The 15,085-nt window shown below is 55.3% G+C and carries 13 protein-coding genes; 8 read left to right on the forward strand and 5 right to left on the reverse strand.

The features are described 5' to 3' along the window. Positions 1 to 87: 87 nt before the first annotated feature. From U5A67_RS25870 to U5A67_RS25880, 3 genes are read right to left on the reverse strand one after another with little or no spacing between them, the layout of a single operon-like run. Positions 88 to 498, reverse strand: a complete 411-nt coding sequence (locus tag U5A67_RS25870; protein WP_321816616.1) for a GNAT family N-acetyltransferase — start codon at positions 496 to 498, stop codon at positions 88 to 90. Beyond that, entirely contained in the window at positions 495 to 935 is a 441-nt protein-coding gene (locus U5A67_RS25875) for an HrpB1 family type III secretion system apparatus protein (RefSeq protein ID WP_321816615.1), read from the reverse strand. The genes U5A67_RS25870 and U5A67_RS25875 overlap by 4 nt, the downstream gene beginning before the upstream one ends. Before the next feature lie 13 nt (positions 936 to 948). Then, positions 949 to 1,311, reverse strand: a complete 363-nt coding sequence (locus U5A67_RS25880; RefSeq protein WP_321816614.1) for a hypothetical protein — start codon at positions 1,309 to 1,311, stop codon at positions 949 to 951. Between the two features lie 359 nt (positions 1,312 to 1,670). Here U5A67_RS25880 and U5A67_RS25885 point away from each other — a divergent pair, with 359 nt between their 5' ends. Further along, the gene (locus U5A67_RS25885) at positions 1,671 to 2,567 is read left to right on the forward strand and encodes a LysR family transcriptional regulator (protein WP_321816613.1); all 897 of its coding nucleotides are present in this window, start codon (positions 1,671 to 1,673) and stop codon (positions 2,565 to 2,567) included. A 126-nt stretch (positions 2,568 to 2,693) separates the two neighbouring features. Continuing rightward, complete coding sequence (locus tag U5A67_RS25890) at positions 2,694 to 3,326, forward strand: LysE family translocator (protein WP_321816612.1); 633 nt, start codon at positions 2,694 to 2,696, stop codon at positions 3,324 to 3,326. Between the two features lie 88 nt (positions 3,327 to 3,414). On the opposite strand, the gene U5A67_RS25895 is transcribed toward U5A67_RS25890, so the two are convergent. Together U5A67_RS25895 and U5A67_RS25900 are read right to left on the reverse strand one after the other, a co-directional pair. Then, entirely contained in the window at positions 3,415 to 4,065 is a 651-nt protein-coding gene (locus U5A67_RS25895) for a TetR/AcrR family transcriptional regulator (RefSeq protein WP_321816611.1), read from the reverse strand. 54 nt (positions 4,066 to 4,119) lie between these two features. Then, the gene (locus U5A67_RS25900) at positions 4,120 to 5,253 is read right to left on the reverse strand and encodes an iron-containing redox enzyme family protein (protein ID WP_321816610.1); all 1,134 of its coding nucleotides are present in this window, start codon (positions 5,251 to 5,253) and stop codon (positions 4,120 to 4,122) included. Positions 5,254 to 5,636: 383 nt separating this feature from the next. Here U5A67_RS25900 and U5A67_RS25905 point away from each other — a divergent pair, with 383 nt between their 5' ends. The 6 genes from U5A67_RS25905 to U5A67_RS25930 all read left to right on the forward strand — a co-directional run bounded on the left by U5A67_RS25905 (position 5,637) and on the right by U5A67_RS25930 (position 14,323). Next, complete coding sequence (locus U5A67_RS25905; protein ID WP_321816609.1) at positions 5,637 to 6,683, forward strand: hypothetical protein; 1,047 nt, start codon at positions 5,637 to 5,639, stop codon at positions 6,681 to 6,683. 108 nt (positions 6,684 to 6,791) lie between these two features. Then, the gene (locus U5A67_RS25910) at positions 6,792 to 8,894 is read left to right on the forward strand and encodes an iron-containing redox enzyme family protein (RefSeq protein WP_321816608.1); all 2,103 of its coding nucleotides are present in this window, start codon (positions 6,792 to 6,794) and stop codon (positions 8,892 to 8,894) included. Next, positions 8,891 to 10,732: a carbamoyltransferase gene (locus U5A67_RS25915; RefSeq protein WP_321816607.1), complete on the forward strand. Its 1,842-nt coding sequence runs from the start codon at positions 8,891 to 8,893 to the stop codon at positions 10,730 to 10,732. Before U5A67_RS25910 ends, U5A67_RS25915 begins: the two co-directional genes overlap by 4 nt. Positions 10,733 to 10,874: 142 nt before the next feature. Beyond that, positions 10,875 to 11,831 (forward strand): TauD/TfdA family dioxygenase, encoded by a 957-nt coding sequence (locus U5A67_RS25920; protein WP_321816606.1) that lies wholly within the window; start codon positions 10,875 to 10,877, stop codon positions 11,829 to 11,831. A gap of 39 nt (positions 11,832 to 11,870) precedes the next feature. Continuing rightward, positions 11,871 to 13,127: an ATP-grasp domain-containing protein gene (locus U5A67_RS25925; protein WP_321816605.1), complete on the forward strand. Its 1,257-nt coding sequence runs from the start codon at positions 11,871 to 11,873 to the stop codon at positions 13,125 to 13,127. Beyond that, positions 13,124 to 14,323 (forward strand): biotin carboxylase, encoded by a 1,200-nt coding sequence (locus U5A67_RS25930; protein WP_321816604.1) that lies wholly within the window; start codon positions 13,124 to 13,126, stop codon positions 14,321 to 14,323. The genes U5A67_RS25925 and U5A67_RS25930 overlap by 4 nt, the downstream gene beginning before the upstream one ends. Positions 14,324 to 15,085: the final 762 nt, after the last annotated feature.

The following is a 15,085-nucleotide window of genomic DNA, read 5'->3' on the forward strand; positions in this document are numbered from 1 at the left end:
CTGCGGCGCTTCGTGCGCCGCTACTGTGAAAAAGGGGCGCTGAAAAATCAGCCGCCCCTTTTTGCTTGCTCGATGAGATTCGATGCATCACGCGCGCTTCGTCATACGGTGCACGATCCAGTGTCCGCGTCGCGCGACAGCGGGCCAGCCGTTGCGGCGCATGAATCTGAGGCACACGGCGTTGTCGGCTTCCACTTCCGCGAAGATCACGGGTTGCAGCGCGAACAGCCAGTCGAGCGCGGGTGCGAGCAGGCGCGCCCAGTGGCCGTGGTATTGCTCCAGCACGGCGATATGCGCGGTTTCGCCATCGAACAGGATGCCGCCGATTGCGCGGCCATCGCACTCGAAACCGATCGACGGGCAATCGCGATAGCGCGCAAAAAAAGCGACGCGCGCCGCGATGGCGCGCCCGCTTCCGGGGACGAAGCCGTAGCGGCGCGAATCGGCGTCGAAATAGACGTCGAGATCCGCGCGCGCCGCGAGCCGCAATCGGCTCAACGATAGCTCTCGTGCAGGTCGTCGGCGTCCTGGCTGCCGAGCAGATTACGCATCGCTTTGCGCACATGCACGTCGGAATGCTCGCAGGCGCTCTGCGCGTAGCCGTGCCATGCCGGGTCGTTCAGGCGACGCAGGCACAGCGCCTTGAGCGCCGTGTGTTCGTCGCCCGCACCGTTGACGTATTGCCAGGCGTCGTGCGCGCGGCCGCGCTGGATGGCGATCATCACCGGAAAGACGAGCAGGTCCCGCGTTTGCGGATACTCGGTGTTGAGGCGCTCGAGCAGCGCTTGCGCGCGATCGAGCTCGTTGTCGCGGATGCTGGCCATGAGATCAGCGCCTAGCGCCTCAGGCGTGTTGTAGTCGGTCAACGGTTGCGAATGCAACTTTATCGATGAAGAAGATGCCACCGGTGCGGGCGTCTGGGTGAGCGTGTCCATGTCGTGCCTCCGTTCAAATGGTAAGACCCGCACCCTCGCCGCGCACGAGGTCTTGCGCGGCGAGCACACCGGTCATTGCGAGGCCGCTGTTCATGCCGGTGTCTCCCAAGGCACCGAGCGCGCCGTCCAACAAATGATTGGCCGCGCTCGCTTCGAGGCCTTCAGGCGTGAGTTGCAGCAGATTTGTGCCCGTTTTCAGCGCGCCGCCAACGGCATCGCCGAGCCCTTCACCCATCTTTTTCGGGTTGAGCGTCAGCGCGCCTTCGACGAGCTCCGTGCCACCCTTGACCACGCCGCCGATACCCTTGGCGACGCCTTCGACCGCCTGACCGACGTCATGCGCCAGTCCTTCGATCGCCTTTCCGATTGCGCTCATATGTGTACTCGCGTGAGGTTAAACGTGAGGCGCACGTAGGCGCCATGTCGCATCGTAGTCATTGGAGCGGTGAAGGAAGGGCGGCCTGCGAAGGCAGGCAACGCGAAACGAAACAGGCTTGAATGGGGGGCACTGGCAAGCTGCCGTATCGATGACTGACGGACGAGCCCAGCGAGCTGCGGGCGCAAGCCTACACGCATTCGCTTTCAGATCCAACGTGTGCCCATTAGCGCTTACCTACAACGGGCGAAAGACTTTGGGCTGCGGTTGAGCTTTCGTTGTCAGCAAGCCCGTTGAATATAATTTGCAATGATTCAAGATCTGCTGAAGATATAGGTGTATCGGAACAAGGAGATGAGATGACGCTCGCCCAATTGCAGGCACTCGCCGCTGTGGTTGAACTAGGTTCGCTGACGGAAGCCGCGAACCGACTCAATCGCAGTCAATCGGCCATAAGTCACGCTTTGACTGAATTGGAAGACACAACGCAGGTCAAGCTGCTGATGCGTGACCGGCAGCCGGTTCTCTTGACCGCTGCCGGTGAGCGTCTATGGCCATACGTTCGAAACGTGGTGCAGGAAGCTCAGGCGCTGCGTCACCAGTTCAGCCTTTCGCGCGGCAAGCTGGAGGGAAGGCTGGTCGTCGCATCGCTGCCGAGCGTTTCGCTTGCTTTCATCGTGCCCGCGCTCGAAGAATTGAAGGGGTTACATCCGGGAGTGTCGGCGGTGTTGCTCGAAGGCACTGACGCGGAAGTTGAGGCATGGATCGAGGACGGTACCGTCGACGTGGGCGCAGTGGCAGGCACTAGAGCATTCGCCAACAATTTACCGCTGCTCGACGAAAATTTCGTCGCGGTTGCGGCGGAAGGCACGTTTGACGGCCGCAAAAGTGTGTCGGCAAAACAGTTATCGGCGTCGCCGTTTATTTTCTCAAAGGCTGGATGCGGGCCAGTGATTGCCGACTATTTCGCACGCGCTGGGGCGCAACTTCACACCGAATTCAACGTTGTCGAAATGCGCACGATCCTCTCTATGGCTGAGGCGGGGATGGGTGTGTCGATCGTTCCGCGCATTACGTTGACTTACACGCCGTTCGGCGGCCAGGTTTTGGAACTCACGCCACAATTGCATCGCTCGGTGCGTCTCTCATGGAACACGAGCGGCAATGCGGTCACTGACGAATTTGTGCGTCTTGCTGCTGCGCAACGCATGAGGTCGAAAAACGCGACCAAGACGCTGGCGAAAAAGACAAAGTAACGAGCCGCAGATGCGATGAAAAGGGTTCATGCGTCACATGCAGTTTATTCACACTAAGCAGAACCAATATGCAATATATTCTACGGAACTTGCCATCCTAATTTCTCTATAACAAAGGAGATCGCCGTGCCGGCCCTGCCTACTCTGCTTGCATTCGGACTCGTCTCACTCGGCATGGTCTTGACCCCCGGGCCGAATATGATTTATCTGATCTCGCGTTCGATCTGCCAGGGACGCCGCGCCGGGCTTCTGTCGCTTGGCGGCGTTGCCATGGGGTTTGTTTTCTATATGTTCTGCGCCGCGTTTGGGATCACTGCGCTCGTGCTCACCGTGCCTTACGCGTATGACGCACTGCGCTTTGCCGGCGCCTTATATTTGTTGTATCTCGCTTGGCAGGCGGTCAAACCAGGTGGTCGCTCTGCGTTTCAGGTCCGGCAACTGGCACACGACAGCAGCCGGAAACTCTTTATGATGGGCTTCGTGACGAATCTCACAAATCCGAAGATTGCTGTGATGTATCTTTCGCTGCTGCCGCAATTCATCTCGCCGGGACATGGCAGCGTTCTCGCGCAATCGCTGATGCTCGGCTGCGTGCAGATTGCGGTTAGTCTGACGGTCAATGCGTTAATCGCCAGCATGGCCGGTTCTGTGGCCGCGTTTCTTACGGGTCGTCCGGTTTGGGCGCTGGTTCAACGTTGGTTGATGGGCATGGTGTTGGCCGGGCTCGCCGTGCGCATTGCTCTGCAATCGCGCAGCTAGAATTTGCGCTTTCTAGTGAGGTCGCAAGTGACGCCCGGAGCGCAATTCAGGCTCATCGCAACTTGCGACTTCAGGCATCACGAATGACTTATCTGGACTCGATAAGGGTTTGGGCGATCTCCCAGGCATCCATTGCCGCCTGGTGATTGCCGTAAACCTGGGCCGCGACGATCGCGCCATCAAGCAGGATCATCAATTTGCGCGCATCATCGGCAGCGCGCTTCTCGCCGACGATCGGTGTGAGCAACTGCTCGAAAAAGGCAATGAAACGGCGCTTCTGACCGGAGGCGGCTTCGAGAACTCGCGCCTCGCGCGCGGCATGTTCTGTCGCCGCGTTGATGAACATACATCCCGCGAAGCTGTTGTCGTGAATCCAGCCATCGTGCCATTCATACACAGCTTTGACCCGAGCGAGAGGATCGGACTTACTGTTGACGAAAGCGATCAAGCCTTCAGCGACTGTCGCCTCCCGTTGCGCAAGAACTTCGATAATCAAATCGTTCTTGGAAGGGAAGTACTTGTACATCGTCATCTTCGCGACGCCGGACTCTGCGATGATCCGATCGATGCCAACGGCTTGATAGCCGAACTGTGCGAACAAACGCATCGCGGTGTCGACGATATTCTGCCTTTTTTCACTCATCTTCTTGCCTGCTCTGACTTGTCGTGCAAGGAATCCCGCCAGGTTCAACACGAAAAAGTCGTATTCGCATTGCCCAAAGAGGGATTCGAAGCGCAAACTCCTGATCTGTCAGAATATCACGCCGGCGGAATTCCCGGCGCTGCATGCGTCTTACTTATGCAAAGCAAGTTTTGCTTGCAGTTCGTCGTAGTAGGCTGTACATGTTTTCAGTCGCAGGTGTGCCCCAAAAAGGATTTCGTCGGCCGCTGCTGGATTTGCCGATGTGATCGGCGCAATCACATTGTGCAGCCAGCCCTCGCCGTGGATTACGTCGATGGTGACGTGCTCTTCATAGTATTCCAGCTCGCCATTGCCGCCGAGACCCAGCCGTTTGCATCCGCGCACTAGCTTCTCGTAATGGGTGGGGTCCATCAATTCAGTAATCGCCATCACGCCCAGCGACTTGAAATAGTGCTGCCGGCTTGCACAGGTCGTCATAAACAGGTTATGCCCAATCAGACCGTAAAGGCCGAGATCCAGATGCCGCACATCGGGTTGAGAATCCACCCCAACCGATCTCAGCAGGTTTTCAAAGAGATGAACGTGGCCTTTTTCCGGGTCGCCGCGTCCTGCTTCGTCCCACATGTTCTGGATGAGTTCCTTTCGCACGTTGCTTGACGAACCAATCAGTGCAAATGCGAGCAAATCGAAGAAACGGGTATTCAACGCGGCATCACTCTGGAAGAACGCGATCATTTGTGACAACGTGGCTTCGGATTCCAGAAAATCAAATAGCGAGTGTGTGCCTGCCTCAGACGTCACCCACATGTGCCGGACCGCATCGACTACCGGCTCTTTCGCCAGTTGTGACGTCTGTTGCGCGTAGTGCGGGAATTCGGTTTGAAACCACGCTTGCTCGATCTTGTTACGAAGCGCAAGCAGGTGCGGGTCAAACTGGTTCTGCGCCGCGGCGGTTCCAGCCGGTGCGATGTGGAGTTCGTTCAGGACGAAGAGTGTCGAGTGGATGTCATGGAGAGCGTCGACGTCCTCCGACTTGAACGCCCGTTGCAACGCACCGTTGGCATTGTTTGCCAACGTATGGGTCAATTCCTGTTCGCGGTCCCATCGCGAGGACAGTTCGCCATCGGCCACGAGCGAACGCGCGAAGGTTGCAAGAGAGCGTGCATCCACTTCCGCGCCACCCTCGATATTCTTTTTTTGGGAATTGTCTCCGACCAAAATGTGTGTTGTTCCACAACCCAGCATCATTTGCTCCTCGTTCAGGTTTCTGAAAGTGACGACCACCCCAGGTCGTCGTATACAGACAGCCCTGTATCTTAGCAAGGCGTGAGTCGACGCCAAAAAAAGTCCGTTCGACGATCGTACTTTGGGCGGCGACATCTTAGACGACTCTTATGACCTCAAGGATCCTGAAAGCTCATCATTGCCCGATGTTGAAAGCAAATAGTAGGCTGAGGCAGAACGCTTTCGAAATTCATTTCCGGTGATATGCACTACGAATATTATTTAAGAAACGATGGACAGACAGATCTGTATAGCTCAAACTGCGCTCTCACTTATTTGACTCGGCATGTCGTTGGTTGAGTGTGAGTTGCAAGTGGTCGCACTGGTATTGGCGACATCTAGAGGCGTGTTTAACCATTCGCTTTAGGAAGAGTAGTCAATTCATGTTTAGAAATCGCAAGCCCATTTCACTTGATGACCCGAGTCTTGCACGTGTCGCACTGACTCCGCAGATGCTCGACTATGATCGATTCGCGAATCGTGGTTCATCGCAGTATCTGCCTTATTTGATGAACTTTAATGCGGTTAATTTTCGCTCTGAGGCCATCAATACCGACGCACTTGGGTTTCGTTTCGCGAATGATGCTTTCGGCCGTCCCGTTAGTGTTGGCACGCTCGATAGTGAAAAAATGCCGTACGTCAATATTCTGGTTGGCGCGTCGCCGGCGTTGGGATATGGCGCAACCAGCGATAAGCGATCGGTAGTTAGCCGCCTTTCCGAGTTCGATCCGGATGGCATGCCTTGGTTGAATTTCGCCGGGCACTGCTTCAACGCCGTTCAGGAGTTGATGCTATTCATGCTTCACTCGCATCGGCTGCCAAAAATAAAAAATATCGTCGTAATGGGCGGGTTTAATACGCTCGTTATGGCGAGGCTTCCGGAATTCGTTCGAGGAACGCTCCCCCCTTTTTACTTCTGCGGCGATTTTTACGAAAAATTCGACGAAATCGCCTCTGAAAACGGTGCGAGGCTATCGAGTCAAAAATTGCCGAAATGGCCCGCGGAAACTACTTCGGTGCCGCCGATCGAGGAAACCATCGCTTCTGCGTCACATGAAACGCAGAAGCGACTGAGAACCTGGAAGCAATTCGCAGATTCGTTGGGTGCTGAACTCACCTTCATTATGCAACCGCTTGCGACATGGGTGCGACAGCCGTGCGCCGAGGAGCGCAAACTATTCGACGAACTCGATAAGATTTCCCGGCTTGGCACCTGGGACAACCTATATGGAGACATTTCGTCGACAGAAGCTGCAGATCGATATGGACAACGTCTGGCAATTGGGTGCCATGAGCTGGATATTCGATTCGGTAATCTTGTCACCGATTTGCGCGAGCGTCCTGCCGAAGAATGGATTTTCGTCGATCGTGCCCATTTTACCGATGTGGGTAACGAAATCGTGGCAAGAGCGATACATCGTCATCTATGAAGGGGCTGAAGAGAAAATGCTGAGTAAAATTTTTCACGCTATCAAGTCATTGTTCAAAAAGAATAAGCCGAAGAAGAAAAACGACTCCTCTATCTATCCGATGTATTGATGCAGAAGAGCCGACATCTATTCCCGAGGTATCTTGGGGCGCAGTCACAAGGCGAGGTAAGAGGCGCATTTAACGCAGACTTGCTTCGAACCCGGGTCTTCGCGAAGCTTCTTCCTCATCTCGCCGAGGCTGATTTCTCGCGCCGCTCACTGGCGAATCTGGCCAGCGCGGCAAATGAACGGCTCCAAACCGTGAGAGCGGGGTTCCAGAGGCTGGCCGCGTTTATAGAAACGGATGACCATTTGAATAAGGCTATTCGTACGAAAGCGGCGTTAGAAATTTCGCCTTTTGTTATTTCCATTCCCTATTTACTTCATAAGGTATGCGGAAGCTGGAACAACGAAAACCGTTTCGCAATGTCGGCGCTAAGAATCCACGCGGCAGATCTCGGCGTGGGTTATGCAGAATCGGGAAGATCACACCGTTTTCAGGAATTGCTCCGGAAGAATCAATTGAATTTTCCGGGGGAGGATATTTTTCGAACGGGAAACGATGCCAGGATATCGGACGGCGCGTTTAATTTTGCTGCGCAAATTCTGGTAGTCGGGAATTTTCCTGAATCTTTATGCAGTGAAATCATCGGTGCAAATCTTTATTTACGGCAATGTGGATTACTACCTTGCTTGGACTTCATCGCGGACGATGATGTTCATGCCAGAGAGTATCTCGATCTGTGTCGCAATCCCGCGGGCGATGACGCGGATCTCCGGGCTTTGGCGGAAGCAGCCGTTCAGGAGTATCTGGGCGATGGCGGGGATATGGTCGGGGTTCAGCTTGGCTATCTCTGGGCGCGACAGCAAACTGAGGACATCAACCGGAACATGCTCGCCGTGTTGGAGCGCTGGGTCGATCCTAGGGAGGCTGCGTGCGACTTGATCCGGCGCCGTGGCGCTGATGCCTGTCTTTATCACGAGAAGGTAAAGCTCAATCGTGAGCCTATGCAAGGCTTGCTCGCGGAAAGCGATGAAGCGCGCTTCCTTGAGAATCTTGGCCGTAGTGCATATGTCCGTCCTGGAAGTCCCAGCACAAGCCCGCTCTTGAACAGCCTGCTTGAGCCACGCGGAAAAATGTTTCGAATTTTTAATAAGGATGACATAGAAATTTTCAGGCGATGGATCGCTGCACTCCCTATTGACGACAACCCGTTGCTTCCGCCAGCTTACTCGGTGTGGAAAGACGATGGCGTGCTGGATGCCGCACAGGGAGTGCAGGTAACGCCGCCGTACATGCTCAAGGGTGAAAAACCCCGGGTGATTTATCCGAGACTTCTTCGCCAGGAACTGTCTTCTTGTGAAGAACGGTTCGCCGCGCAATACGTTTCGAACTGGCTGGCGCGTGCGAAACGTCACGTTGCTAAAGGGCATTGTCCGCTGCCGGAAAAGTGGTCACCGGGCGAATTAGCGCAGTGGTTGCAGGACCAGCACATGAAGTCGAGCAGGTCACTCGAACCGGATGCGGAGATACCGGAAAAGGACAGTGTCGTGCGCGACATCCTCGCGTTAGCGCCGTTGACCATGATCGACGGCGCTTGGCTCGGCGGATTTTCGCATCCTGCGCTGGCCTGTACTGGCCATGGATACAGACTGTTCGAGACATTCTTCGACGAGCTTGGCAATGGTATCGAGTCGCAAAACCATCCGGTGATTTATCGTCATCTGCTCAAGGCCGTTTATGGCGAGCTTCCGGCGACGAAGGAAAAGGGCTATGCAGATGCCCCTTGTTTTAGCGACGATGATTTCAACCTGCCAGTATTTTGGCTTTCGATTGGACGCTATCCCCAAACATGGTGCGCGGAGATCTTGGGTCTTAACCTCGCGATGGAGCTGTCGGGTGTGGGGGGCGGCTATCGCCGAACACATCGGGCTTTGGTCAAGTATGGTTACCCAACCCTGTTTGTCGATCTTCATAACTCGATAGACAACATTTCGACAGGACATACGGCATGGGCAGCCGCAAGCCTGGATGCGTATCTCGGCAACTTTTCGAAAAGTGAGCGAGACGGGCTTTGGGAGCGGGTTCGGACTGGATTTGTTGCGCTTAACCTACCTAAGGAGCAAACGGTGTTCGAAAAACTTTTCGGAAAAATGAGGTCGATTCGATGACGTCTACGCTTGGCATTTCAGCGTTCTATCACGATAGCGCGGCAACGCTAGTAGTCGATGGGAAGATTGTCGCGGCAGCTCAGGAAGAGCGCTTTAGCCGTATTCGCCACGATCCGGGGTTTCCTAAGCGAGCCATCGAATTTGTACTGCAGCGCGCGGGTGTGCGTTTGCGGGACGTCGATAACGTGGCCTATTACGAAGATCCAAAGACCAAGTTTCGACGTGTCGTTGCCACCGCGGCCGTAGCGGGGTTTTCGGCGGCCGATACCTATGTACCAGCGCTGGGCGAGTGGCTGTCAACAAAGCGTCGTATGGACCTTGAGGTGATTCGCTATCTCAAGGATATGAACGATCGCGCTGGCCGGCGCATTGATGTGCATAGCCATCATGAATCTCATGCTGCATCGGCATTTTTTCCGAGCCCGTTCAAAAGTGCCGCAATACTGTGCATCGACAGCGTGGGCGAATGGGCAACGACCAGTATCTGGCATGGCACGGCAAAGGGCATCGAATTAAAGGCGGATCTTTCGTTCCCGCATTCGTTGGGTTTGCTGTATTCGGCGTTCACGTATTTTTGCGGCTTCAAGGTCGACTCCGGCGAGTACAAACTCATGGGGCTCGCGCCTTATGGAGTGCCCACTTACGCTAATAAAATTCTCTCGGAATTGATCGATGTGAAGCCGGATGGAAGCTTCCGGCTCGACTGGACAAAATTCGAGTTTATTCGCGGCGAAGTGATGACCGGTGAGACATTTGAACGCCTGTTCGGCGGCCCGCGCCGACTGCCAGAATCACCACTCACCGAGCGAGAATTCGATCTGGCCGCGTCGGTACAGAAGGTCACGGAGATGATTGTCGCGCGTCTGGCCAACACGGCGCGTGAGATCACCGGGGAGAAATCATTGTGCATGGCCGGTGGCGTAGCGCTCAATTGCGTTGCGAATGGTGTTGTTTCGCGTGATCGAACCTTCGATCGTCTCTGGGTGCAGCCCGCTGCGGGCGACGCTGGAGGTTCATTAGGTGCCGCGATTCTCTCCGACCGTAAGCGCCGCGCGGTAACTGGGCGACAACTAAAAACGGGAGCGCTCGATGGCATGAGTGGGTCGTTGCTCGGTCCGGACTATAGCGACGGACAGATCAAGGAAGCGCTGGACTCATGCGGTGCGAAATATCACCTCCTTTCGCAGGAAGAACTCGACCATCGGGTAATTGAATCCATCACGGCAGGCGGTGTAGTCGGATGGTTCCAGGGACGCATGGAATTCGGCCCGCGAGCGCTCGGCAGCCGTTCGATTCTTGGTGATCCGCGTCGTTCCGATACGCAGTCAAACATGAATCTCCGGATAAAGTTCCGCGAGTCTTTCCGGCCATTCGCGCCGATCGTCCTTGAGGAGCATGCCGCGCATTATTTCGATATCGTCGACGAAAGTCCTTACATGCTGGTGGTTTCGCCCGTTACCGCCGCCATTCGCAAGCAGCTTTCGCAGGATCAGCAGGCGTTGTCGGGAATCGACCGGTTGAAAGTCGTGCGCAGCGATTTACCCGCCATCACACACGTGGATTTCTCCGCACGTGTGCAAACCGTGGACCGCGAGCGTAATCCGAGATTGCGGATGCTTCTAGAACGGTTTTACGATCGATCGGGATGTCCGGTTTTGGTCAATACGTCCTTCAATGTTCGCGGCGAGCCGATTGTAAACACGCCTTTTGAAGCATACCGTTGCTTCATGCGAACGAACATGGATGTACTCGCAATCGGCAATTTTTATCTTGCAAGGTCAGAGCAACCTCATTTTGAAGAGGCGGTCGACTGGCGTGAGGAAGTTCCGCTTGACTGATTGACGTTTACCACGAGGAGGTCTGACGCATGAATTGGTTTGTTTTTACTCTCATTGCACCGCTGGGATTTTTGATCAGAAAGACGCCTTCCTTCTCTCATCGGCCTGACCAGAAAGTAAGTTCGTATCTGGACCGAAAATCATGATCGCTGAAGATCTGGATGTGCAGGACGAATCGGTCGTCAAGATTATTGAAGTCGATCTGCCTGACACAGGATCACTGGGCCGCTTCCGAGAGAAATTGACGGACAGCCCACATCATGCTGAAACGGTGGGCGAGGTAGGTGCTGACTGGTTGAAATCGATTCTCGATCCCACTGCAATTCGCGCAATCAGCGAATTTCGTGGTGGGCCGCATAAGGCGTTGCTGTTGCGTGGCGTTGCGTTGACCACAGAAGTCGAAACTCCGCATACGGGATTTTTGCCAACGAATCAGTGCGTACTGGATTTCGACATATTTCACTTCGGGATGCTTAGCCTGTTGGGTGTGAGACCGCACGCCGTGGAGTATGAGAATCGCGGCAAGCTGGTCCGGAATGTCGTGCCGGTTATCGAGGCAGCAGGAACGACGAGTTCATGGGGCGCGGACGTCGAATTTTTCTGGCACACCGATAACCCGAACTGGCCGTTCGAGAATGAGGTGTCGGACTTGTCGACCAGTGTGCCAACATTCCTGGCGTTTATTGCGGTGCGTAACCAGGAGGGCGTGTCGACCGATATCGCTTGTGTTGATCACGTGCTTTCGCAGATCCCGGACTGGGCGGTTACGCAGTTGCAGAAGCCCGGCTTTATGTTCGGCGCCCCTGCCTCGAACGAAGGGTTTGATGGAAAGAGGCAGATGTTGCCGATTATTGAGCAGAGCGATCTGGGTTATCGGCTGCGATTCGATACCGGCATTGTCACGGCACGTGATCCGGATAGTTCGGAGGCGCTTGAGTTATTGCGGCGGCGTCTGAAAGACGTGGAAGGTATCGAAGTCGTTCTCCAGTCAGGCGATTTTTTTATATTCAAGAACGCACGCGTTCTACACCGCCGCAAGGCATTTCGCCCTTTTCCGGAAGGCAAGGCGAGATGGTTGCGAAGGGTGTATTGCAATTAATATGTCTTTAAAGTCAATCAAATAATTTAGGAGTATTATATGAATAAGCGTGTTGCAGTCATTGGCGGCCGTCCCGCTCCCATTCACGGCGCGAAGGAACTGGGTATCGACGTCGTTCTGGTTCATCAGGAAGGCGATTACGAGCCGGAGATGCTTGCTCATTGCGAACAGGTGGTCCATGCGCGAATTGACGATGCAGAGGCCATCATCAAGGCACTTGAACCGCTTCATCGCAAGCGTGCATTTGATCGCATCATGACCACAACCGAAGCAGCGGGCGAATCCACCGGTAGAGTAGTCGATCACTTTGGTCTGACCGGCGTTTCCTATAAGACGGCGCATTTGTTGAAAGACAAGGTTGCCATGCGTGAACTGCTGGCCACGCACAATTTGAGCCCCGTCGCTTTCAAGGAAGTCAATAACGCGGAGGACGCAATTGAATTCGTCAAAGTGCATGGGAGGTCGGTGCTCAAGCCGGCGGAGGGTGTGGCCAGCCTTCATATTCATCCGTGTGACGACGAACAATCCGCTGCAACAGCCTGGCAGCGGCTCAAAGACGCTCAGGTCAGTCACATTATCGTCGAGGAATATCTTGACGGTCCGGTCGTGAGCGTGGACTCGTTTTCTCTCAGGGGACGTCACCTGCCGATCGGCTATTCCCAGTACCGAATGAATGATAAATACGTGGAATGGGAGGTCAGCACGCCTAGCACCGAAGCGCGCAAATGGCTCAAGGAACTGCGCGAGCTGACGTGTCGCTTGCTCGATGCGGTGGAGCTGGAAGAAGGTCCGTCGCACAGTGAGTTCGTTCTGACACCCCGTGGCCCGCGCGTGCTCGAATCTCATGCGCGTCTGGCTGGATCGGGCGCGCCCGAGCTGGTGCGCCGCGCGTTCGGACTGGATTTGAATCGCATGTTTCTCACCGTACCGTTGGGTATCGACAAGTTGCCGGAGCAATCTCCCGAGCCCAAAGCCGGTGCGGCCATTCAGTTCTTTGTACCCACGCCGGGCCGGGTCAAAAAGATCGATCACGATTTCCCGTCGGATGTTGTCGTCCGCCAGACGCAACCCGGTGAAACGCCGCTGGTATTCCTGCCGTTTCTCTTTACCCTCGGCGACGCTGAGCGCGCAGTCGTCATCCAGAAGCACGAAGGGGACCGCATTCCGCCGCTCGATACGGTTGCGGATTGTGTTTCCGGATACGTACTGGCGACGGGGCATTCCCGCGAAGATGCTGTCGAGATCACCGACGGGCTGGTTGCTTCCGTGAACTTCGATGTGGAGCAAATGGCATGACCTATGTGCTCTGTTTGCATCGTTGGGTCGGGTATCAGGCGACTTACGATCAATACGAGCTACCTGCAAATACGCGGATTCGGGCGATCTGCACGCCTGAGTCCGTCCGTTCATTGCCGGGCAAGCTTCTCGAGTCGTATTCGACACTGCCGTCGTTGGACGATGCAACTGCTGTGATGGCTGAGGCCGAGCATCTGGTGGCGCTGCACGGCAAGCCTGTGCTCGTTGTTGCGTTGAACGAAGGCGATCTGCTCAACGCGGCCTCGATTCGTGAGCGTTGGGGGATAAGGGGCGATGATCTGGCGTGGACGCATCGATTCAGGGACAAACTGGCGATGCTTGAAGTTGCCGCGCGCCAAAGCGCCATTGGCGTGCTGACAGCCGTTCCCGCTGATTCTCGCGAACTCGCCGAGCAAATGGCGGCAGAGCATGGTTATCCGCTGGTGCTTAAACCTCGCTATGGGACAGCAAGCCGTGGCGTGAGGATCCTGCGTGATGCGGCCGATCTTCATGCGGCCTTGCTCGATCAGATCGAGCCGATGATGATCCAGCGTTTTTGCGGCGATCCGATTTTGCACGTGGATGGCTGGTGGGACGGCACGCAGATTGTGGTCGTGACGGCGTCGCGTTACGCAAATAATTGTGCTGGTTTTGGCCCTGAAAGTCCGCTCGGCAGTATCGAGCTCGGGGAAGGACGCGATGAAGATCGCATCAGGGCGCGTGTAGGCGAATTGTTGGCCGCTTTCGCGCCCGAGCGTGAGATCGTGTTTCATCTTGAACTATTCGATAAGGGCGACGCGCTGCATTTCCTTGAAATCGGCGCGCGTGTTGGCGGAGCTGAGATTCCGTTTCTTTGGCGGGAAGTGAGGAATATCGATCTGGTCGGCATCGCGTGGGAAATCCAGACTGGCGTCTCGACACGCTATCGCGATCATGCGCGCAGGTTCAGCCGTTCGGGAAGACCCGTGCATCCGGAACGTGGTGCATGGGTAATCGCTCGAAGGGCGAGCGATCCTTGTACAGATGCTGAAACCGTGTACTGGTCACAACCGCGCGACCCAGGATTCGCGGCGAGCGGGGTGTATGAGGGTTCCGGAACGCGTTTGCGCCTGCGTAGTTTCGACTGCCATGCACTTGAGCGTGATGTCAAGGCGATTTTCGAACATCTGTCACCGGCAAGCGGTGTCGAATGCTGAGGGTAGTCTCTGTTCGTGGTAGGCGAGAGTGGATTTGCGCGAGCCTACTGTCCCTCAGAATGCTATGCATGGGCGTTGCACGCACTGTGATGCGATTCAATTCGCTTAATTCAAGCCGGAAAATGAATTGGCTTGAAAAGCGAAGTTGGTAGAGCTCTATAGGGCTGTCGATTTCCGATTCCTTTGGTCGTATTCTGAAAGTTGCACACGAAGCGAGCGCACGCGCTGCGCGCGCTTCGTAACCGATTTATCTGGCATAAAAGACTCGCGTTGTTTGTCGTGACATCGTCATGCTCCAAACATTGGTAAGTATAGCGAATCAATATTTGCGGGCGGAAAACCGAACGGAGAAAGAATTATTCGCTGAATCGTTGGCATCGGCAATGCGAGACAACCGCAGTCGTTGTCATTCGTCGCTCGGATCCGTTTCTCGGGAGCAGTTCCTTCTGGCCTGGATCAAAGCTCAGTCGACCAAGGACACGGCTGCATAACTCGGGACCGTTGGAAGGCAAAAACCGAGGTACGCTCATAGGAGACAAACGCGTATGCGAACAGAACTCCCCCTCCATCCACGTCCGACATTGATCAACACGGCTCCAAAGTGGGGATAACGATGACCACCTTCCACCGTTGCCTGCCTGAGCAGGATGTCCCAGCGCAGACGCGTGTCGTGATTGTGGATTGCCTCAAATGCCTCTGCCGAGGTTGCAGGCATATGAAAAATCAGCCGGTCGATCACAGGTCAATATCGGGTAACTGATC

The sequence above is a fragment of the Paraburkholderia sp. J69-1 genome, from assembly GCF_905220255.1.
In the GTDB taxonomy this organism is placed as follows: Bacteria; Pseudomonadota; Gammaproteobacteria; order Burkholderiales; family Burkholderiaceae; genus Paraburkholderia.